This window comes from Thermococcus pacificus (assembly GCF_002214485.1).
In the GTDB taxonomy this organism is placed as follows: domain Archaea; phylum Methanobacteriota_B; class Thermococci; order Thermococcales; family Thermococcaceae; genus Thermococcus; species Thermococcus pacificus.
Window position 1 is genome coordinate 401,414 of sequence record NZ_CP015102.1, and the last position, 18,405, is coordinate 419,818.

General features: G+C 54.0%; 18 protein-coding genes. 5 read left to right on the plus strand and 13 right to left on the minus strand.

Going from position 1 to position 18,405, the window contains the following annotated elements; translation table 11 throughout:
- Window positions 1-10: 10 nt before the first annotated feature.
- From A3L08_RS02340 to A3L08_RS02370, 7 genes are read right to left on the minus strand one after another with little or no spacing between them, the layout of a single operon-like run.
- Window positions 11-1,549, minus strand: coding sequence for a flippase (locus A3L08_RS02340; protein WP_232461746.1), 1,539 nt, complete (start codon window positions 1,547-1,549; stop codon window positions 11-13).
- The gene (locus tag A3L08_RS02345) at window positions 1,546-2,283 is read right to left on the minus strand and encodes a sulfite exporter TauE/SafE family protein (protein WP_088853510.1); all 738 of its coding nucleotides are present in this window, start codon (window positions 2,281-2,283) and stop codon (window positions 1,546-1,548) included. Before A3L08_RS02345 ends, A3L08_RS02340 begins: the two co-directional genes overlap by 4 nt.
- A 20-nt stretch (window positions 2,284-2,303) precedes the next feature.
- Complete coding sequence (gene cysC, locus A3L08_RS02350; protein ID WP_088853511.1) at window positions 2,304-2,849, minus strand: adenylyl-sulfate kinase; 546 nt, start codon at window positions 2,847-2,849, stop codon at window positions 2,304-2,306.
- A 52-nt stretch (window positions 2,850-2,901) separates the two neighbouring features.
- Entirely contained in the window at window positions 2,902-4,332 is a 1,431-nt protein-coding gene (locus A3L08_RS02355) for an alkaline phosphatase family protein (protein ID WP_088853512.1), read from the minus strand.
- Window positions 4,333-4,337: 5 nt separating this feature from the next.
- Window positions 4,338-5,273: a DHH family phosphoesterase gene (locus A3L08_RS02360; protein ID WP_088853513.1), complete on the minus strand. Its 936-nt coding sequence runs from the start codon at window positions 5,271-5,273 to the stop codon at window positions 4,338-4,340.
- Window positions 5,274-5,305: 32 nt separating this feature from the next.
- Window positions 5,306-6,445 (minus strand): sulfate adenylyltransferase, encoded by a 1,140-nt coding sequence (sat, locus tag A3L08_RS02365; protein ID WP_088853514.1) that lies wholly within the window; start codon window positions 6,443-6,445, stop codon window positions 5,306-5,308.
- A 21-nt stretch (window positions 6,446-6,466) separates the two neighbouring features.
- Window positions 6,467-6,694, minus strand: a complete 228-nt coding sequence (locus A3L08_RS02370; RefSeq protein ID WP_014788819.1) for a ribbon-helix-helix domain-containing protein — start codon at window positions 6,692-6,694, stop codon at window positions 6,467-6,469.
- Window positions 6,695-7,050: 356 nt separating this feature from the next.
- On the opposite strand from A3L08_RS02370, the gene A3L08_RS02375 reads away from it, so the two are divergent.
- Window positions 7,051-7,647, plus strand: coding sequence for a TasA family protein (locus A3L08_RS02375; RefSeq protein WP_088853515.1), 597 nt, complete (start codon window positions 7,051-7,053; stop codon window positions 7,645-7,647).
- 287 nt (window positions 7,648-7,934) lie between these two features.
- The gene (locus tag A3L08_RS02380; RefSeq protein ID WP_088853516.1) at window positions 7,935-8,795 is read left to right on the plus strand and encodes a cation diffusion facilitator family transporter; all 861 of its coding nucleotides are present in this window, start codon (window positions 7,935-7,937) and stop codon (window positions 8,793-8,795) included.
- On the opposite strand, the gene mfnA is transcribed toward A3L08_RS02380, so the two are convergent.
- The 3 genes from mfnA to A3L08_RS02395 are packed head-to-tail and all read right to left on the minus strand — an operon-like array spanning window position 8,785 to window position 11,408.
- Window positions 8,785-9,945: a tyrosine decarboxylase MfnA gene (gene mfnA, locus A3L08_RS02385; RefSeq protein WP_088853517.1), complete on the minus strand. Its 1,161-nt coding sequence runs from the start codon at window positions 9,943-9,945 to the stop codon at window positions 8,785-8,787. The genes A3L08_RS02380 and mfnA overlap by 11 nt on opposite strands.
- A gap of 37 nt (window positions 9,946-9,982) precedes the next feature.
- Window positions 9,983-11,158 (minus strand): cation:proton antiporter, encoded by a 1,176-nt coding sequence (locus tag A3L08_RS02390; RefSeq protein ID WP_088853518.1) that lies wholly within the window; start codon window positions 11,156-11,158, stop codon window positions 9,983-9,985.
- A gap of 1 nt (window position 11,159) precedes the next feature.
- Window positions 11,160-11,408, minus strand: a complete 249-nt coding sequence (locus A3L08_RS02395; protein WP_088853519.1) for a TIGR00304 family membrane protein — start codon at window positions 11,406-11,408, stop codon at window positions 11,160-11,162.
- An 80-nt stretch (window positions 11,409-11,488) separates the two neighbouring features.
- Between A3L08_RS02395 and A3L08_RS02400 the strand changes: the two genes are divergently transcribed.
- Both A3L08_RS02400 and A3L08_RS02405 read left to right on the plus strand, forming a co-directional pair.
- On the plus strand, window positions 11,489-12,184 hold the full coding sequence (locus tag A3L08_RS02400; RefSeq protein WP_088853520.1) for an HAD family hydrolase: 696 nt from the start codon (window positions 11,489-11,491) through the stop codon (window positions 12,182-12,184).
- The gene (locus tag A3L08_RS02405; RefSeq protein WP_198362128.1) at window positions 12,156-12,782 is read left to right on the plus strand and encodes a diacylglycerol/polyprenol kinase family protein; all 627 of its coding nucleotides are present in this window, start codon (window positions 12,156-12,158) and stop codon (window positions 12,780-12,782) included. The genes A3L08_RS02400 and A3L08_RS02405 overlap by 29 nt, the downstream gene beginning before the upstream one ends.
- A 61-nt stretch (window positions 12,783-12,843) precedes the next feature.
- Here the strand turns inward: A3L08_RS02405 and A3L08_RS02410 are convergent, their stop codons facing one another.
- Window positions 12,844-14,223, minus strand: a complete 1,380-nt coding sequence (locus A3L08_RS02410; protein WP_088853521.1) for a hypothetical protein — start codon at window positions 14,221-14,223, stop codon at window positions 12,844-12,846.
- 498 nt (window positions 14,224-14,721) lie between these two features.
- Here A3L08_RS02410 and A3L08_RS02415 point away from each other — a divergent pair, with 498 nt between their 5' ends.
- Window positions 14,722-16,683: an alpha-amylase/4-alpha-glucanotransferase domain-containing protein gene (locus A3L08_RS02415; protein ID WP_088853522.1), complete on the plus strand. Its 1,962-nt coding sequence runs from the start codon at window positions 14,722-14,724 to the stop codon at window positions 16,681-16,683.
- A gap of 20 nt (window positions 16,684-16,703) precedes the next feature.
- On the opposite strand, the gene A3L08_RS02420 is transcribed toward A3L08_RS02415, so the two are convergent.
- Window positions 16,704-17,363, minus strand: a complete 660-nt coding sequence (locus A3L08_RS02420; RefSeq protein ID WP_088853523.1) for a DUF257 family protein — start codon at window positions 17,361-17,363, stop codon at window positions 16,704-16,706.
- A 117-nt stretch (window positions 17,364-17,480) separates the two neighbouring features.
- Window positions 17,481-18,395, minus strand: coding sequence for a tRNA-5-methyluridine(54) 2-sulfurtransferase (gene ttuA / locus A3L08_RS02425; RefSeq protein ID WP_088854869.1), 915 nt, complete (start codon window positions 18,393-18,395; stop codon window positions 17,481-17,483).
- Window positions 18,396-18,405: the final 10 nt, after the last annotated feature.

Genomic DNA, 18,405 nt, shown 5'->3' on the forward strand with positions numbered 1-18,405 from the left:
AAGAGTAAAGTCATGAGACAAACCTAAGCAACAACTTCTTAACTGGCCTAAGGTTTACCCCAAACTTTGCCTCAATTGCTTCAAGGAGCTCCACATCCTCCTTTTCCACTGTCTTCGCTAGGAGTATAACTGGGAGGTAAAGAACATAAGCCACGAGGGTTGCGGCAACAGCGGTCATTACTCCGCTGTTGACCCTCGTCGTGACCATAATGATGATCATGGTCAGTCCCGCCATGAGAACCTTCAGGTAGTTCCTTCCAAATGGATGGACACCGGTCTTCCTGTAGAGCTGCCATGTTCTGTAGATGTTGGCCATTATATACGAAACCGCCGTCGCAACGGCTGCACCTTCAATGCCATACAGCGGTATCAGAAGGACGTTCAGAACGATGTTCGCAGTTGCCGCGAATATGTTCCCAATCAAGTTGGCGCGCGGCTCGCCTATCGCTATGAGGCTCATGCCGTTGAGGCCCATAATCACGTGGAACATGAAGCCCGCGGAGAGGATCCTGAGGGCTGTGGCGGCCTCAACGTATTTGGGCCCAAAGAATAGCCCTATAGCACTCTCCGGGAAAACGAAGACAAACATGAATACCGGGAACGTGAGAAGGAACACCCACCTGGCAGTGGTCCTGTAGAGTTTGTCCATCCCCTCGATGTCCCCTTTTGTGAAGAAGGCCGTTGCTATGGGCATGTAGAGGAAGCCCATCGAGTTGAGGAAGAGCGGCAAAAGCCTTGCTATCGGCGCCGCCCCATTGTAGAGTCCAACAATGTCGGGGTTAAAGTAGTATCCCAGCATAAGCGAATCCGTCCACCCCATAACGTAGTCGAGGATGCCGGTGAGCATGAGGGGGAAGGAAAACAAGAAGAGCTCCTTTGCCAGTCTCGGGCTGAAGTGCAACCTTCTGGGGAGCAGACCGAGCCTTATCATTCCTATGGTTGCTATCCCGGATGAGAGAAATTGAGAAATAACGTAGGCGATGAAGACAAAGGTGAATCCGAAGCCCAGCAGGATGCCCGTAATGAGTATCAAGAAGAAGAGGAGCGGCGGCAAAAGGTTGCGGAAGTACAGGTTCTCGCGCACCCTCCCGTACCCCCTGGAAATCGCGACCAGGAGCATCGTCAGAACCATGAAGGGCAGCGCGGGGGCCGCCAGGCGGAGGGTCTCGCTGAGGTAGCGGTCGTTGAGCAGGGGGGAGATGTATGGGGAGAGGTAAGCTGTTACCATTGCCATTATCACGGACGCGATTATGGCCATCGTAAGCCCGGTTGAGACTAGAGCAGGAACGTCTTCTTTTCTCTCCCTCAAGTAGAGGGATATCTCCCTGGGGAGGCCGCTCTGGAGGCCGAGAAGTGCTACCGTCATTGCTATGCTCATGATGGTCATGGTCAGCGTAAAAGAGCCGTACTGGTACCTGTCGAAGTACCTCGCTATCAAAGCCCTGCTCAGAAAGGTGAGGAACATCGAGATTACCGTTCCCACGAGGACTATCCCCATGCCTCTGGCGACCTTCTGGAGTGCCTTCCCGGTTTCGTCCAAGCCGCTCACCCGCTCATTAGTGTGAAGAGCCCTATCAGCAGGATTATGATGTTTATCGCCTTTTTAAGCTTCGCCCCGTCCGCGTTCCTGCTCACATGGGTGCCGAGGTAGACTCCAGGAATCGTTCCGAGGACGAGGAGGGACGCTATTCCATAATCGACGCTCCCAACGCTCGCGTAGTTCATGAAGCTGAAGGTTGATAGGGCCAGGCCGTAGGTTATCGTCACGCCGACAACGTCCTTCGGTTCGAGTCTGACCACGTTCATGAGGGTAAAGCTCACTATCACGCCGGCTCCAACGGACGTGAACTGGACGGTCAGACCGACCACGAAGCCGAGGAGGTAGACGTAGGCCCATCTGGGCCGTATTGGGAGGTGAATCTCCCCCTTGAGGAGGCTCAGAACCGCGCTCGCAACGAGGACAGCTCCGAGGAGAACCGTGAGGTACTCGTTGAGAACCTCCCTGTTGACCCAGCGGAGGAGCACTCCTCCAAGGATTATCGCAGGGGCGCTCCCGGCGAAGAGCCTCAGTGCTATGTCGTACCTTATTCTGCCCTTTCTTCCGTGGAAGAAGACGCCGAAGACCCTCGTGACCGTGGCGTAAAGGAGGTCCGTGCCAACGGCCACCAGTGGCTCGACACCGAGGAATATGAGGGAGGGCGTCATCAGCGCCCCGCCGCCGACCCCAGTGAGGCCGACAAGGAAGCCGACCAGGAGGCCCAATCCTACGAATACGGGATTCAACGCCCTCCCTCCTTTGAGAATCAGGGCAGGTAGCCCATCTCGCGGGCCTTTGTTATGACGGCCTCGACCTCTTCCTCGGGGGTCATCTTCGAGCTGTCCACCCTAACTTCCGGGTTCTCGGGCTCCTCGTAGACCCCGTCGTAGCCTGTGAGGCCCTTTATTTCCCCCCTCAATGCCTTGGCGTAGAGCCCCTTGGGGTCGCGCTGGATCCTGACTTCAAGGGGCGCGTAAACGTAGACCTCGATAAAGTCCACTATCTCCTTCCTCGCGTACTCGCGGACGGCCCTGTACGGCGATATCAGAGAGACTATCGCTATGACGCCGTTCCTGCTGAGGAGCTTGGCCATGTGGATTACAACCCTGTTGTGCATCTCCCTAGCTTCCTTGGAAAAGCCAAGGTTCGGATAGAGGGTCTTCCTTATCGTGTCCCCGTCGAGTATCTCCACGCGGTAACCCATTTCCCTCAGCCTTTTTGCCAGCTTAACGGCTAAAGTTGTCTTCCCGGCACCGCTTGGCCCGGTGAGCCAGATTGTGAATCCTTTTTCAAGGTTTTTGAGTCCTGTCATTTCAGCTCCCCCCAATTCTATGAACTAATAATGAAATGTGGGAAACTAAAGCTCAGAGGATGCTCCTCCCGTGCATACTCTTTATCGGTTCTTCTATGCCGAAGAGCCGGAGTATCGTTGGCGCGAAGTCGTAGATCGTCAGCTGAGTTGCCCTGCTCTCGTCGAAGCCGGGCAAGTACATTGAGAACACCCCGAACTCGGAGTGGTTGGCATCGTCAGGCCCGGTGTCGTTCTCCGGCAGGTAGTTGGTCGGATGTCCAACGGTTCCCGCCGCGCGCCAGTTGAGGTTGTCGAAGTAGACCATTATGTCCGGCTTGCTGCCCTTCGCCTCAGGGTAGATTTCCTCGGGGTAGAACACCTTTGTGTCCCACTTCTCGCCGTTGGGGCCGCGTATAGATTTTATCTGCTCTGCTACCTCGTCTCTCACCTTTTCGAACTTCGAAAGCGGTATCTTTCCTTCCTTCTCCCTTCCGAGGACGTTGAGGAAGACGCGGGAGTAGTAGCCGCCCCATCCCCAGGCGGTGGTCTCCTTCCAGTCGATTTCAATTTGCTCAAAGCGCTTTACCTTCCCGTCGTGAAGAACCTCTGGGTTCCTGACCTTCAGCAACCCCTCCTCGGCCAGCCACTGGTTTACGGCGAAGTTGCCGTGCATGGCCTTTATTCCGTGGTCGGAGACAATGAAGACGGCCGTCTCGTCGAGGTCGATGAGCTTGAGGGTTTCGCCTATCTCCTTATCGAGAAGCTTGTAGTAGTCAGGGATGACGTTTTCGTACTTGTTGCCCTTCCCCGGGTAGAGGTGGTGATTTTCATCGAAGTAGCGCCAGAATGCGTGGTGGAGTCTATCCAAGCCTATCTCGACGAAGTGGAAGTAGTCCCAGTCCTTCTCCTGGAGGAGGTACCTTATCACCTCAAAGCGCTTTTCCGTCATTTCCCAGATGCCCTCTTTCACCTCGTCCTTGGCTTCTTTCCTGAAGGGGACGTCGAATATGTACTCGCCAACGAGGCGCTCAATCTCGCCCTTGAGTTCCTTTGGATATGTGTAGTCGACGCTAGCATCGGGGGTTATGAAACAGCTGACGAGGTGGCCCTTAATGGGCTTGGGGGGATACGTTGGCGGGACGCCGACTATTATCGACTCCTTACCGCGCTCGCCGAGGTAGTCCCAGAGCGTGGGTTCTTTCACCTTCCTGCTGTGTGCTATCCAGTAGTCCGTGTAGGAATAGCCAGTCCTGTGCCTGAAGCCGTAGAGACCAAGCTCGCCCGGCGTCTTCCCCGTGACCATCACCATCCACATTGGGATTGTTATCGCCGGGATCCCGGTCTGCATAGGGCCGTAAACGGACTTCTCCAGGAGCCTCTTGACGTTGGGCATGTCGTCAATGAAGCGGTTGAACAGAAGTTCCGGTGGGGCCGAATCAAGGCCTATGACGAAGACACGCTTGGTGTTCTCCATTCCTTCCCTAACCTTCTTTCCAAACTCCATAACTCTCACCTCAGGTATTCCTCAATGATTTTGAGGACGTCATCTATTTTATCCCTCTCACAGACGCAGCCGAGAACCTCCCGCTTTCCGCCAGCGTTCGTTCCGAGCCCCCTAAGGCGAGTGATGACTTTACCCATGTCTATCCTCTCCGCCTCCTCCGGGGAGATGCGGAAGTAGACCTGAGCCTTCCCGTGGAAGTTCCTGTTTACGACGACCGCACCCCGGTAGTTCATCTCCCAGACGAGCTTTCTCGCGACCTTTGAGATCACGTTGTAGGGGCTTTCGAACTCCACGAGGGCAAAGCCGTTCTTCTCCTCAACGCTCGAAAGGGCGTTCTCGATTGCGTCCCTTATTGCCTTGGCCTTTTTGATCCAGGGTTCGTATTCGAGAAGGTCTTTGATTTCGCTTTCAAGGAGAACTGTCACCGCTTCCTCGACGGCTTCCCTCTCCATCGCGATGTAGTTGGAGTCAATTAGCTCGACCAGCCTTAAGGCTTCCGTCCGCGATAGGTTTGCTTTCCGGAGGAGCTCGTTAACAGTCTCTAGCTCGAAGGCCTTCTCCCCGATGTCGCCAACGACGCCAAGGGCGCTCCAAGCGTTCCATATCCCGAAGTATTCCGAGACGACGAGCGAGCATGAGGGATAGTATTTGCCCTCAAGAGAAGGGTTAACCTGCTCCACGAGGGGGTTTTTGATTTTTGGCTGGGTGTGGTGGTCGATGAAGAGCGTCGGAACCTTTACCTTCTCCACTTCGTCAGGCACGTTGAAGTCGAGGACGTAGAGCCTCTCTGCCCTTTCGATAGCGTCCCATATCCGCCCGTCAAACCTGAACTCGCCTATTGGGGCGGTCATGTTGGTGAACTCCTTCAGCCCAAGAGCCCTCACGAGAAGCGCAGCCGAGGTTACCCCGTCTGTGTCCCAGTGGTGAACTATGAGGTGCATCTCCATTCCTCCAGATAAAATTTGAGAGAAAATCACTCCACGAAGGGGTTCTCAAAGCTCCTGATGACCTCGTAGACTTCGGGCCTCATCATGTACTCCGGCGGCTGCTCGCCGGCCATTATCATCTTCCTGAGCTTCGTGCCGCTTATGTGGACGTGGAACTCTTCACTGTGGGGGCATATCTTGGCGTTGACCATTCCCCCGCACTTCCTGCAGTAGAAGGCCTCCCTGATGAACATCGGGGTTATGCCGAGGTCAGGGAAGTTGTCGAACATCTCCCAGGCCTCGTAGGGCCCGTAGTAGTCGCCGACGCCTGCATGGTCGCGGCCGACGATGAAGTGGGTCGCACCGAAGTTCTTCCTCATTATCGCGTGGTGAATGGCCTCCCTTGGGCCAGCGTAGCGCATCTCGTAGCGGACCGTCGCGAGGGTCGCGGCGTCCTTTGGGTAGTAGTGCTTGAACAGGGCTTCGTAGGCCTTGATTATGACCTCGTCCCTGTAGTCGCCCTTCTTCTTCTTGCCGAGGACCGGGTTGATAAAGAGGCCGTCGACGAAGGTAAGGGCCGCTTTCTGGACGTACTCGTGGCCGACGTGGGGGGCGTTCCTCGTCTGGAAGGCTACTATCGTCTTCCATCCGAGCTCCTTGAAGAGGATCCTTGTCTCGACCGGCCTCAGCGTGTACTTGGCGAATGGGTTCGGCAGCTCGTTGAGGAGCTCTATCTCGCCGCCGACGAGGTAGTCGCCCATGCTCATTACCCTGACCACTCCCGGATGGGCCGGGTCATCGGTCTTGAAGACCTTGACGGCGAACTCCTTTTTGTCGTAGGTATAAATCTCCTCGACGTGCATCCTCGCTATTGGGAGGCCGTCGTGGTAGAGGAGAACCGCGTCGCCCTCGTCGAAGGTCTTCTCTCTCACGTCGAGGACTATTGGGATCGTCCATGGAGTGTCGTCGCTCAGGCGCATGTGGTCGAGGACGCTATGAAAGTCGTCGCTAGTTAGAAATCCTTTAAGTGGAGAATAGACGCCGTGGGCGATGTTCTCGAGGTCTACGGCCCTCCCGTGGTCTATGTTAACGCGTGGATACTCCTTCTGCTCGCTCAGGATCCTCTCGCGGGTCCTCTCGGCAACGAGTCTCCTAACGAGTTTGCCGCCGTGGGGCTTAGATACCATCGTTATCACCCAAAAACGAAATCAGTCGAGGTAGCCGAGGGCGCGAAGCCTCTCCTTGACCTTCTCTTCCTCCTCTTCGGTGAAGACTTCCTCCTTCTCTTCCTCCTCGAGGCTCGCCAGGACCTCGCGGAGGACGTAGGTCACGTAGTCGGAAACCGAAGTGAACCCTGTGCCCTCTATCCTGGCCTTTATCTTGTCGTAGAGGGGCTTCGGTATGGAAACGGTCGTGTACTTCTTCTCCTCAGCCATCACGAACACCTCCCGCTTTAATGATATTTAATGCCATTTAATTAAAAGGAGGATGAGTATATAAATCTCTCGGAGGATCACTCCACTCCCTCTATATCTTAGTATGCCCGTCGATGAGGCTTTTCCTGAGCTCGGGTTTCTTATTTCACACTTCTTGTTGACAATGGAGCTCCACATCGTCCAGTTCCGTATTAGAAAACCGTTCTATGCTCTCTGTGGCTGTTTAATCCTCTTTTACAGGTTGTTTTATCTAATTTTGTAACTCTTTATTTAAGTTGGTCTTTAACTATTTTCGATAGAAACCTTTATAAGCTTCAGTCGCGGATTTTCCTCGATGACTATTTGGGGTGGTTAAGATGAAACGGGCTATGGTTGTTGGAGTGCTCGGTCTCTTGGTGTTTCTGGCCGGGGTCAAGTTTGGAGTTTCGTATTTCAGCGACGTGGCCAAGTCCGAGGGAAACCAGATTTCCACCGGGGAATTTGACATTGGCATAAGCAGGGACGGAGAAAGGTTCTACGATGACTATAAGCTATTCTCCTTCGACGACCTCCAGCCGGGAGAGGAGAGGACTGTTGACTTCTATATCAAAAACCGAGGAGACTACCCGATTTCCTTCGTTGGCATGGTTTTCAACATCACCGACCTTGAGGACGGCAGCCCAAGCAAGGCTGAGGCCCTGGTTGATAAAACCCCCGATACCGGTGAGCTCAGTAAATACTTGATAATCAAGGACTTCCGCGTCTCTCAGGATGGTGATGAGAAAGTCCTCAGTGACTACATAGGGAAGAGTCTGAAGGATCTTAATATGAGCGAACTCCAGATCTTCTCGGGCTCACTTCCGGAAAATGGAATCCTAAAGGTAACTTTGACTGTTCAACTTTCCCCCGCCGCTGGCAACGACTGCCTCACCGACACTTCAAAAATCTGCATTCGGATCACCGCGGGGCAGTGAGAGGAAACCTCTTAAACCCCCAAGGGAAGCAATTAACGCGATGATGAGTGATGGGCGAACCGACCGGTGAGGAAGGAAAGGTGATCGCTGAGCATACCTTTTTAACCTCCTCTTTTTGAGTCCTCTTGGGATGATGACTTCAGCCTTGCCTGAGGCTCGTGATGATGGAGTGACGGACTGACCGCTTCCTTATTTTTATAATCCCTGTGATTAGAGCCCTCTAATAAAATTGGAAAACCTAATAAAGTTTGGCGTCAACACATCATGCCGCGAGGCGGGGTGGTAAGTTGGAAGAGGTTTACAAGCCCATCTGGCTTTCTATAGTCGGAAACGTTCTGCTCGCCTTGCTCAAGCTAGTCATCGGGTTCCTCTACTCGAGCATAGCCCTCATCTCGGACGGCGTCCACTCCCTGAGCGACGTGATAACGAGCGTCATCGGCTACGCGGGGATAAGGATATCCTCCAAACCCCCTGATCAGAGTCATCCTTTTGGCCATTCGCGCTTTGAGCCGCTGGTTGCTTTTCTCATCGGGGAAGCGCTCCTCATAGGCGCATACGAGATAGGGCGCGACTCCGTCTACAGGCTCCTGAGAGGAGAGGTGATAGATGTTAACTCCATCATGCTCGGAGTTACTTTCCTCTCAATCCTCGCCAAGGAGGCCATGTTCCGCTACTCCGTTCACGTCGGCAGAAAGCTCAACAGCCAGATTCTAATAGCGGATGCCTACCACCACAGGAGCGATTCTCTGAGCAGTCTGGCGGTTCTGGTCGGGTTGGGAGCACAGAGACTTGGATTCAGATACGGCGACGCTCTAGCTGGCCTCGTGGTGGCGGTCTTCCTCATGAAGGTCTCCCTTGATGTAATCCTCCAGAACATCGGCTACCTGACGGGCCAGGCTCCGTCCTTCGAGGTCTGCGAGGAGATAAAGAAGCGCGCCCTCGGCGTCCCAAACGTCCTCGGCGTTCACGACCTGCGGGCGCACTACGTCGGGAACAAGCTCCACGTGGAGCTCCACATCGAGGTGCCGCCGGAGCTGACGCTGAAAGAGGCCCACGATATCAGCGAGGAAGTGAAGAAACGCGTGGAGGAGATTCCAGAGGTGGACAGGACCTTTGTCCACGTGGACATAAAGGGGATTACGGAGTGAGGCCCGCCACGATCTCTCTCAAATCCCTCAAAAACTCCTCCAGGTGCTCCCTCCTCACGTGGGGCATCACAACGACCCTGATGTAGCCCCTGTGGGCGCTTATTCCCCAGCCTCTTCTCTTGAGCTCCTCTTCGACTCTCTCCAGTTCCTCCGCCCCGAAGGAAACTATGTTGAGCACCGGCTCGCGGATGAGGTAAACGCTGGGTATCTTCTTCAGCTCCCCGGCGAACCACCTGCTCAGTTCCATCGCCCGTTTAACGACTTCCTTGTATCCCTCAAAGCCGAGGTGCTTTATCATGGCCCAGACAGCCAGTGCACTCGCACCGGGCCTCGTCCCAGTTATTGTCGCCTGCCATATTTTCCCACCGGCAAGATAAGGGGCCAGAACGCTTATAGCGTCAATATACTTCTTTTCGCGGAAGATTATTCCGCCGGCTGGGATTGGGACCATCCCCATCTTGTGGGGGTCTATCGTTATGCTCTTTACCCCCTTGAGCCTGAAGTCGAAGTCTGGAATATCGTAGCCGAGGGCCTTGGCAAAGGGAATCACGAAGCCGCCAAAAGCCGCATCCACGTGGAGGGGAAGGCCATAGTCTAAAGCCAGGTCGCTCAAGGCCGGAATGTCATCGACGACGCCCAAACCGGTGGTTCCAGCGATTCCAACGATGCCTATAGTATTGTCAGTGATTTTGCTCTCCACGTCCCTCACATCGACGGAGTAATCTTTCCTCAGCTTTGCCCAGATGAGCTTAACTCCGAGCATCTCCCCGGCTTTGATGAAGGAGAAGTGAGCACTCTCCGGGAGGATCAGCTCTGGCTTTTCAACATCGCTCAGATTCCTGAAGGCCCTTACTGCGAGGATGTTGGCCTCGGTCCCGCCCGAGACTATGTGGCCGTAGCCCTTCTCAAGGCCGAGGAGGTTTGCTAGCATATCAACTGCTTCTTTTTCTATTTTCTGGCTCCCCACATGAAGCCCTGGGTCACCTAGGTTCCTGTCTATGTAGCGCTGAACTACTTTAACAGCAAATGGATGCGGATAAGTGCACATCGACCCCAGAATCCTGCCTGAGTCGAACGTCAGGTCTTCCGCGGTCTTCTCCTCCAGCTCCCTGAGAACATCCTCCTCGCTCGCGCCTTGCCCCGGGAACATTTTCTCACCAGCGTGGGTCTTCTATATCGGGGTGAATTTAAGCCTTTGCCCTCTTTATATACGCCCTGAAGAATATCGGCGTGGTCAGCGCGGTGAGCATCGAGACGGCTATGACGCTGGCGAAGAGGGCCTGGTCTATCAGCCCCGCGTTGAGCCCGAAGGTAAGTATGGCCAGCTCAAGGCTTCCCCTGCCGCCCATTCCGATGCCGATGAGCGCCGAGTCCCTCCAGCTGAGGCCGAAGAGTTTGGCGCCGAGGCCGCAGCCGAGGAGCTTCCCAAGGATCGCCGCCAGGTAGAGGGCCCCTATCAGGGCCAGGCTTATGTCAGCCAGGGGCGGGTTGAACATGAGGCCGACGTAGATGAAGAACAGCGGTATGAAGAACTCCGTAAGGACGACCTGGAGGTCCTCTATCAGCTCGTTGAGCTTTATCCTCGTCACGACGAGAGGGTCCTTCCTCTCCCGGAGCCTGCTTATTGTGAGGCCCGCCAGGTAGGCGCCTATTATCTGGTTCAGCCCAGCCCACTGGGCTATTATGGCGAGGGTGAAGGTGAGGATCAGCGTGAAGGTGAAGAAGACGTTGAGGTTCCTGACGACGGAGTAGAACCACCTCGCCCTCTTGAAGACGTACTCCGACACGAGAAGCGTCGCGGCTATGAAGGCGAATATCTTGACCGTCAGGATTCCGAAGGAGATGGGGTTGAGGCCGCCCCCTGCCAGCGCGGTGATTATGCCTATCAGATAGACGGCCATTATGTCGTCGGCGAAGGCCGCCCCCATCAGTATCGATGAGACTGTCCTCTTGACGTGCTCCTTAACGAGCACCCCACTGGTGACCTCTATGGCAGTGTTTCCAAGGGTTATCCCGATGAATATCGCCGCTGTGGTGCCCTTTCCAAAGAACTCCACAGTGAGGAACCCCAGGGCAAAGGAGAAAGCCACTCCGAGGGCCGCAACAACGGTTGCCTTCTTCGTGTTCTGGGCTATCGCGGAGAAGTTGCTCGTGAGCCCCATGTAGAGCATCATCATTATGAGGCCGAACTCGGCGAGAACCTTGAGCTCCTCGGTGGGTTTTATGATCCCGAGGACGAAGGGGCCGAGCAGTATTCCCGTCAGGACGTGGGCTATTATCGGGTGTATCTCCACCCTCTCGAACAGCCACTCTATGCTCTTCGCGGTCACGAGGAGAATCGCCAGTGCAGCCAGGAAGTCCACGTCAGTCCCCCCTTGAGAGAAGCGCCGCGATTACCCAGAGGGCCATGAGGATTATCGCAAGAACCATGGCCGCTCCCGCTGCGCCCCTGTTTGTACCGAACACTATTGGTATCGGCCCTATCATTATCACCCCGCCGCCCTCTACGTCGCTCTCTCCCCCGAGGGCTGAAACGAGCGTGCCTATGAACACCAGCAGGAACCCGATGAGTATCAGGGCCATCCCGGTCAGTATGAGTGCCTTCCCGTCCATACGTTAGGGGCTTCTCCTTCATCTTTTAAAGCTTAGCGTCCGACCCAAAGGGTTAAAACGCCCCAGGAGGATTTTCAACTATGCTTGTGCTCGTTGACCTCGACGACACCCTCTGCAACACGTGGGAGGCGGGGAAGTACAGCATCCTCCGGCTGATCCCACACCTCATCCGGAAGAGGAAGTTCAAGGCGTTCTTCTACATAATCACCGCCCGCTACCGCGAGCTGGAGCAGTCGAGGGAGCTCCACACCCTTGACTTCGACAAGCTGGTCGAGAGGTTTCTGACCAAGGTCTACTCAAAAATCCGCCCCGAGGAGCTGGACGAGATAACCGACCTCGTCGACAGGGTGTTCTTCTCGAACCTGCGGCTCTATCCCGACGCCGTCCCCTTCCTCAGAGGTCTGAAGTCGATGGGGGCAAAGGTCGTCCTGGTCACGGACTCGTCCACCAAGTGGCAGCGCAAGAAGCTCGAGTACCTCGGAATAAAGGACTACTTCGACGCCCTGATCATCAGCGGTGAGACCGGCCACAGCAAGCTTGAACCCCACAACTTCCGTCTGGCCAAGCACATTTTCCCCGACGATGAGGTGTACGTGGTTGGGGACAGGGACGACACAGATATGCGCGGCGGGAAGGAGATAGGGGCCACGACGATACTCGTCCAGAGGGGCTACTTCAGGGGAAGAACTGCGAAGCATGCTGACTACGTGGTTAAAGACCTCACCGAGGCACTGGAGGTGATAAAGCGTGAGCATGAAAAGCGAAATCAGACGTAAGTCCCTCCACATGACCGGTCTCATCGTCCCCCTGCTCTACTACCTCTTCGGAAGGGAGTTCACCCTGACGTTTGTGGCCATCGCCTTCTTCATATTCGTGATCCTCGAGCCCTTTAGGATAATTGAGGAGCTCAGGGATAGAATAAAACGGAGACTGAGGATATACGTCGACAGCGATGTTTTTGAGAGGGTTGAGGCCATTGAGAAGCAGATAGACGAGATAACGAGGGAGCACGAGCGCTTCCGCGTCGCCGCCCACATCTACTTCGCGGCCGCATCCTTCATCGTGGTCTATTTCTTCCCTATGAACGTCGCCGTTGGGGCCATAACGGTAGCAACTGTTAGCGACGCTCTGGCGGCGGTGGTGGGCAAGCCCTTCGGAAGGCACCGTTTCTCCAACGGCAAGAGCCTCGAGGGTAGTTTAGCCTACTTCTTCTCTGGTGTGGCCATACTCTGGTCCCTCGTCGGCCTCCCCCTGGCCATTATCGGCTCCCTGGTCGGGGTCATAACCGAGTTCTACAACCTCCCGCCCGATGACAACTTCTCAAACCAGTTGGCGATAGCTGCAGTCATCTACTTGGCCAGCGCGGTTCTATGAGATTCCCTTCTGCTTCCGCTTTACCTTTAGAGAAAAGGGAAACGGGAGAAAAGGGTAACGGTCACTCAATGGTGACCGTCGCGAACTCCGTGAAGGTGTCGGCGTCGCCCCACTCCTGTCCCGGGTCGGTGTCCTTAACCGCGTCCTGGAGCGGAAGGCTGTCGACGGCCGAGTCACCGACGCCCTGGCCGGTAACGTAGGCAACGACGCTGATCTGCTTCGGCTTTCCTCCGAGTTCGCTCCACGGAATGGCTATTTCAAGCGTCTGGAGTCCGTCATCGGCACTGCCGGTGTAGTTGTAGAAGCCCACCCACTGGAGGTCGCGGTACTCCCAGCCGGCCCCGTTCCAGAGGACGAGCTGGGCGCTGGTTATCGTGCTGGTTCCTTTGTCGTCGAAGAACTCCCCGTTCCAGAAGAAGTAGAGCTGGGCATCTATTCCTCTGCTGAAGTCAACCTTTCTGCCCCAGCTGTCCTGGCCGGTGGTGTAGCCGCCGTCCTTGTAGTCGAGGGATACGCCATAGGCGATCCTCCAAGAAGCCTTGTTCTCGGTGGTTATAGCTATGTAGAGGAACTGGTCGTCGTAGTCGACGTAGAGGGCCTTGAGGTTGGCACCGTCCTGGCCGTAGCCGACGTCGTCAACGGCCACCGGCTCCACGCTCCAGTCATCAAGGTTGCCGTCGATGGTCTTGGTGAGGTTCTTGGCGAGCTCCTCCATGTATTCTTTCCTTTCGTACTGTCCTCTCTTGGCATTTTCTAGTATCTCTTCCATTTCAAGAACTATCTCCCTTAGGTCTGTGTATGATCTGTATATTTTAAATGCTCCAATAAAGGCTTGTCCTGGAAGACTTATCTTGGTAATCCCTTCTTGGTACTGTTTAAGGATATCTGTAACTTCGTTGTTGTACTCGTATATCTTGTCCCCAACTTCTGGAGGTATGTAGTATTCTTCTAGTTCTTTGTTGATGTCTTGGTATTTTGAGTAGTACTCTTCAAATTTTTTCTGCCCGTAGAAGGAGTTTAGTCCAATAAAACTGGCTATCAAAGTCGCTTTTTTGTTTAGTATGTACTGATCATAGCTGAACTCTGTGTCCACGATCTGAATCTCTAGGGGCTGATCAGGACTCCAGAATATGAAGCGGGTTAGTATCGCTGGGGCAACCGCACCTCCCCATTTATTCCATGATGGAACGTCTTGGTCTGGTGCAACATCTGAGAACCACTGGAGCGTGCCGTCACTTCCTCCTGTTAGTACGAAGGATACCTTTAGAGCAGGATTTGTGACGTCCCCGAATATTGAAATGGGTATTGCTATCTCAACAACTATCCAGTCATCATCTATTTTACTATACTTTCTTTTGATCTCGGAGGTCACGTCCGTAAACGTATTGTCATTGGATACGATCCAGCCTTTGAGGTCAGACTCCCAAGTTTCTATCATCATATCTATGTCCCCACTGGCAAAGGTATAACCCCTGCCCCAAGGGTGTCCTGCTGTACTTTTTGCACCTGTCCGTTCTATTAGATCTAGAATGATTCCAAAGTTGTTCCATCCTGTTTTCTTGAAGACTCCCGCTACGTAAATGTACTCACCATCCGAGTATATTCCAGCCTCCTTAATGTCGTTGTTTTCCCATTTTGCGTCTCCTATTGGATCTTGGAGCAGTAGCATTCTAGGCCAGTCATTTAGGTCGCCATCGATGCTGATGCTCACTGTAGCTGCAGCTACCTTGTAGTTATTGCCTACTAGACTTGACAAACTAAGCAATAAAACCGACATTAACACAACTGCTGTTGCTTTCTTCACATTGTTCACCTCCAAAGGGGTGTCAAATCCAAGGGTGTACGGTAATCACCCGTGGTGAATATTGTGAGAAAAAAGTTTATATGCCTTTCTTTCCGTATCACTGCTAGTGATAACAGTACTGGTGGGTGGTTGCCAATGGTGAACTTTATCTTCGGTATTCATAACCATCAACCCCTTGGAAACTTTGGGTGGGTCTTTGAGAGCGCCTACGACAGGTCTTACAGCCCCTTCATGGAAACCCTCGAGGAGTACCCCAACATGAAGGTCGCGGCCCACTACTCCGGCCCGCTCCTTGAATGGCTGAGCGATAACAGGCCAGAGCACATCGACCTTCTCCGCTCGCTCGTTAAGAAGGGCCAGCTCGAGATAGTCGTTGCCGGCTTCTACGAGCCGGTTTTGGCGGCAATCCCCAAAGAGGACAGGATAGAGCAGATAAACATGCTGAAAGACTTCGCGAAGAAGATCGGCTACGAGGCTAAGGGTGTCTGGCTGACCGAGCGCGTCTGGCAGCCCGAACTCGTTAAGAGCCTCCGCGCGGCGGGGATAGAGTACGTCATCGTCGATGACTACCACTTCATGAGCGCCGGACTGGCTAAAGAGGAGCTCTACTGGCCCTACTACACCGAGGATGGAGGAGAGGTCATAGCGGTCTTCCCGATAGACGAGAAGCTCCGCTATCTGATCCCATTCAGGCCCGTCGAGAAAACGCTGGAGTACCTCCACAGCCTTGACGACGGCGATGAGAGCAAGGTGGCTGTATTCCACGACGACGGCGAGAAGTTCGGCGTCTGGCCGGGAACTTACGAGTGGGTCTACGAGAAGGGCTGGCTTAGGGAGTTCTTTGACCGGGTTTCAAGCGATGAAAGGATAAACCTGATGCTCTACTCCGAGTACCTTTCAAAGTTCAAGCCGAGGGGTCTCGTCTACCTCCCGATAGCCTCCTACTTCGAGATGAGCGAGTGGTCCCTTCCAGCGAAACAGGCCAAACTCTTCGTCGAGTTCATTGAGGAACTTAAGAGGGAGAACAAGTTCGAGAAGTACCGCGTCTTCGTCAGGGGAGGAATCTGGAAGAACTTCTTCTTCAAGTACCCTGAGAGCAACTACATGCACAAGCGCATGCTGATGGTTAGCAAAGCCGTCAGGGACAATCCCGAGGCGAGGCAGTTTGTACTCAAGGCTCAGTGCAACGACGCCTACTGGCACGGCGTCTTCGGCGGCGTCTACCTCCCACACCTTCGCAGGGCCCTCTGGGAGAACATTATAAGAGCGAACAGCTTTGTTTCCACCGGGAACTTCGTCAGGGACATAGACTTCGACGGCCGTGACGAGGTATTCATCGAAGACGAGAACTTTTACGCCGTCTTCAAGCCTGTCTACGGTGGGGCGCTCTTCGAGTTCAGCTCAAAGAGGAAGGCCGTGAACTACAATGACGTTATAGCTAGGAGATGGGAGCACTACCACGAGGTTCCGGAGGCGGCAACTCCGGAGGAAGACGACGGCGAGGGAGTGGCGAGCATACACGAGCTCGGAAAGCAGATCCCCGAGGAGATAAGGCGTGAATTGGCCTATGATAGCCATCTCAGGGCCATCCTTCAGGATCACTTCATTGAGCCAGAGACGACCCTCGACGAGTACAGGTTGAACCGCTACCTTGAGCTTGGCGACTTCATTAGTGGAGCCTACGACTTCAGCCTCTTTGAGAACGGGCTAACCCTTGAGAGGGACGGAACTGTCTCAGGAAAGCCAGCTAAAGTGGAGAAGACCTTCCACCTCACGGATGACGGCTTCGTAGTTGACTACACCGTGAGAAGCGATGCAAAGGCGCTATTCGGTGTCGAGCTAAACTTGGCAGTCCACAGCGTCATGGAAGAGCCGGCTGAATTTGAGGCTGAGAGCTTCGAGGTGGACGACCCCTACGGGATAGGGAAGGTTAGGATAGAGCTCGACAAGAAAGCGAGGGTGTGGAAGTATCCGATAAAGACCCTCAGCCAGAGCGAGAGCGGATGGGACTTCATCCAGCAGGGCGTCAGCTACACTGTGCTGTTCCCGGTGGATGGAGAACTACGCTTCAGGCTGAGGTTCAAGGAACTGTTGTGAACTTCTTTTTCTGTTTATTTTCAAATTCTAAGGAGAACCCCCTCTAACTCCTTGTTCAGAGATTTTGCGATGTGGAGCTTTATCATGTGTCCCTTCTTTTCTGCTCTAATAACCGTCGTGGCTATGTCCTCGAGGAGTTTTAGTGAGAGTTCTTTATCGCCCGAGAGCACGTCCCTTTTCAGGAAGTATATCCCGAGCCGGTTGGGCATTCCTACGTAACTGGCCAGGTAACTGACTATTGTCTGGACTCCCCTGATAGTGAGGTCAGAAATTGCAAACAGCTTCTCAAGACCAACGATTATAGCCAGAACTTTTCCGCTTGGGTTCTCTATTGGGGGCTGATAAGCCTCCCTGAATTTTCTCACAAGAACTGTTGGCTCTGATGTGTTCTCTATGTGGGCTATGATCTTTCCACGCTTTCTTAAACCGCCTATCTTTATGACCTCCAGTTCGGACAGTTTTTCCGTTTCAATGCCCATAAGCTTCATCTTGGAGACCATTGCCGGATAAGAGTCAAGCACGTCCACGATGATCGTTCGGAACCCCTTCTTCTCCGCCCAATCGAGAAGCTGGTAGAAGCCAAATGTCATGTCTCCTTCTCCCACCCTCTCAAAAAGAACGGTCTCTCCCATCTTTATGGATTCCCAAATCTCGAACATAACTGAGTCCCTCAAACCCATTCTGCATCACCATGCAGGTGTGTTCCTTGAACTACATTATACTACCTTTGTTCGCGATGTTTAAATCCCTTACGTTTTGATTGTTTTTAAAATGAGTTTAGAAGGGCGATAGTAAAGCTAGGGCTTTATCTTAAAATCAACCGGCTTTTCCAATCTCCAGAACCTGCAGAAGGAGCAGACCTCGCCGCTCGACGGCATTCCGCAGACTTTGCACTCCTTCAGCTCTGCCTCCTCCAGCTCGGCCTCGAACAGGTGCTTCTTTCTCAGGTAGCCCTTGACGAAGTTGATCTTCGTTCCCGGCCTCTTCTCCTCCATTTCGTTTAGAATCGCCTTCCATTCGAGCGTCGTCGCTCCCCTCGCGTGGGGGCACTCGTCTATCTCGTACTCTATGCCGTTGGCTAAGGCGTAGGCAACGACCTCCCTCTCGGTGACCTCGTAGAGGGGCTTGACCTTCTTCACCAGCTTGCCGCTGAGGGCCGAAGGTGTCACCGGCCCCTGCTTCGCCAGGTACTGCGTGTTCCAGTTCATTATGTTGTTGAAGATGAAGCTGGCCTCGTCGTCGAGGTTGTGGCCGGTGGCAACGACGTCAAAGCCGTTGTCGTAGGCGAACTTGTTGAAGATGTAGCGCTTGGTCAGGCCACAGTAGGAACAGGTTGGCCTCCTCGTCCTTACCTCGCCGATTCCTGCCCCCAGAAGCTCCCTCACGCGGACGATGTGGAGTGGGGCACCTATCATCTCGCACTGCTTTTTGGCATAGCGCTCGCCCTTCTCGCTGTACTCGCCTATTCCGAGGTTTATGTGGAGGCATTCAATGTTGTAGCCGAACTTCTTGAGGACGTAGGCCGTAACTGCCGAGTCCTTTCCGCCCGAGACGACTACGAGTATCTTGTCGTCCGGCTTGAACATTTTATAGCGCTCTATTGTCCTCTTCACCTTTCTCTCAAAGTATTCAGTAAAGTGCTCCTCGCAGAGGTACATTTTTGGATAATGGAGCTTTATGAATGCTAGCTTGTCGCAGAACTTGCACTTCATCGGCATTTTC

Excerpts from the sequence above, each read along its gene's own strand:
- ttuA (WP_088854869.1), bottom strand. The coding sequence starts at position 18,395 with ATGAAGTGCAAGTTCTGCGACAAGCTAGCATTCATAAAGCTCCATTAT.
- A3L08_RS02415 (WP_088853522.1), top strand. The coding sequence starts at position 14,722 with ATGGTGAACTTTATCTTCGGTATTCATAACCATCAACCCCTTGGAAAC.
- cysC (WP_088853511.1), bottom strand. The coding sequence starts at position 2,849 with ATGACAGGACTCAAAAACCTTGAAAAAGGATTCACAATCTGGCTCACC.
- A3L08_RS02410 (WP_088853521.1), bottom strand. The coding sequence starts at position 14,223 with ATGATGATAGAAACTTGGGAGTCTGACCTCAAAGGCTGGATCGTATCC.
- A3L08_RS02370 (WP_014788819.1), bottom strand. The coding sequence starts at position 6,694 with ATGGCTGAGGAGAAGAAGTACACGACCGTTTCCATACCGAAGCCCCTC.
- A3L08_RS02355 (WP_088853512.1), bottom strand. The coding sequence starts at position 4,332 with ATGGAGTTTGGAAAGAAGGTTAGGGAAGGAATGGAGAACACCAAGCGT.
- A3L08_RS02360 (WP_088853513.1), bottom strand. The coding sequence starts at position 5,273 with ATGCACCTCATAGTTCACCACTGGGACACAGACGGGGTAACCTCGGCT.
- A3L08_RS02420 (WP_088853523.1), bottom strand. The coding sequence starts at position 17,363 with ATGGGTTTGAGGGACTCAGTTATGTTCGAGATTTGGGAATCCATAAAG.
- A3L08_RS02400 (WP_088853520.1), top strand. The coding sequence starts at position 11,489 with ATGCTTGTGCTCGTTGACCTCGACGACACCCTCTGCAACACGTGGGAG.
- A3L08_RS02375 (WP_088853515.1), top strand. The coding sequence starts at position 7,051 with ATGAAACGGGCTATGGTTGTTGGAGTGCTCGGTCTCTTGGTGTTTCTG.
- A3L08_RS02395 (WP_088853519.1), bottom strand. The coding sequence starts at position 11,408 with ATGGACGGGAAGGCACTCATACTGACCGGGATGGCCCTGATACTCATC.
- mfnA (WP_088853517.1), bottom strand. The coding sequence starts at position 9,945 with ATGTTCCCGGGGCAAGGCGCGAGCGAGGAGGATGTTCTCAGGGAGCTG.
- sat (WP_088853514.1), bottom strand. The coding sequence starts at position 6,445 with ATGGTATCTAAGCCCCACGGCGGCAAACTCGTTAGGAGACTCGTTGCC.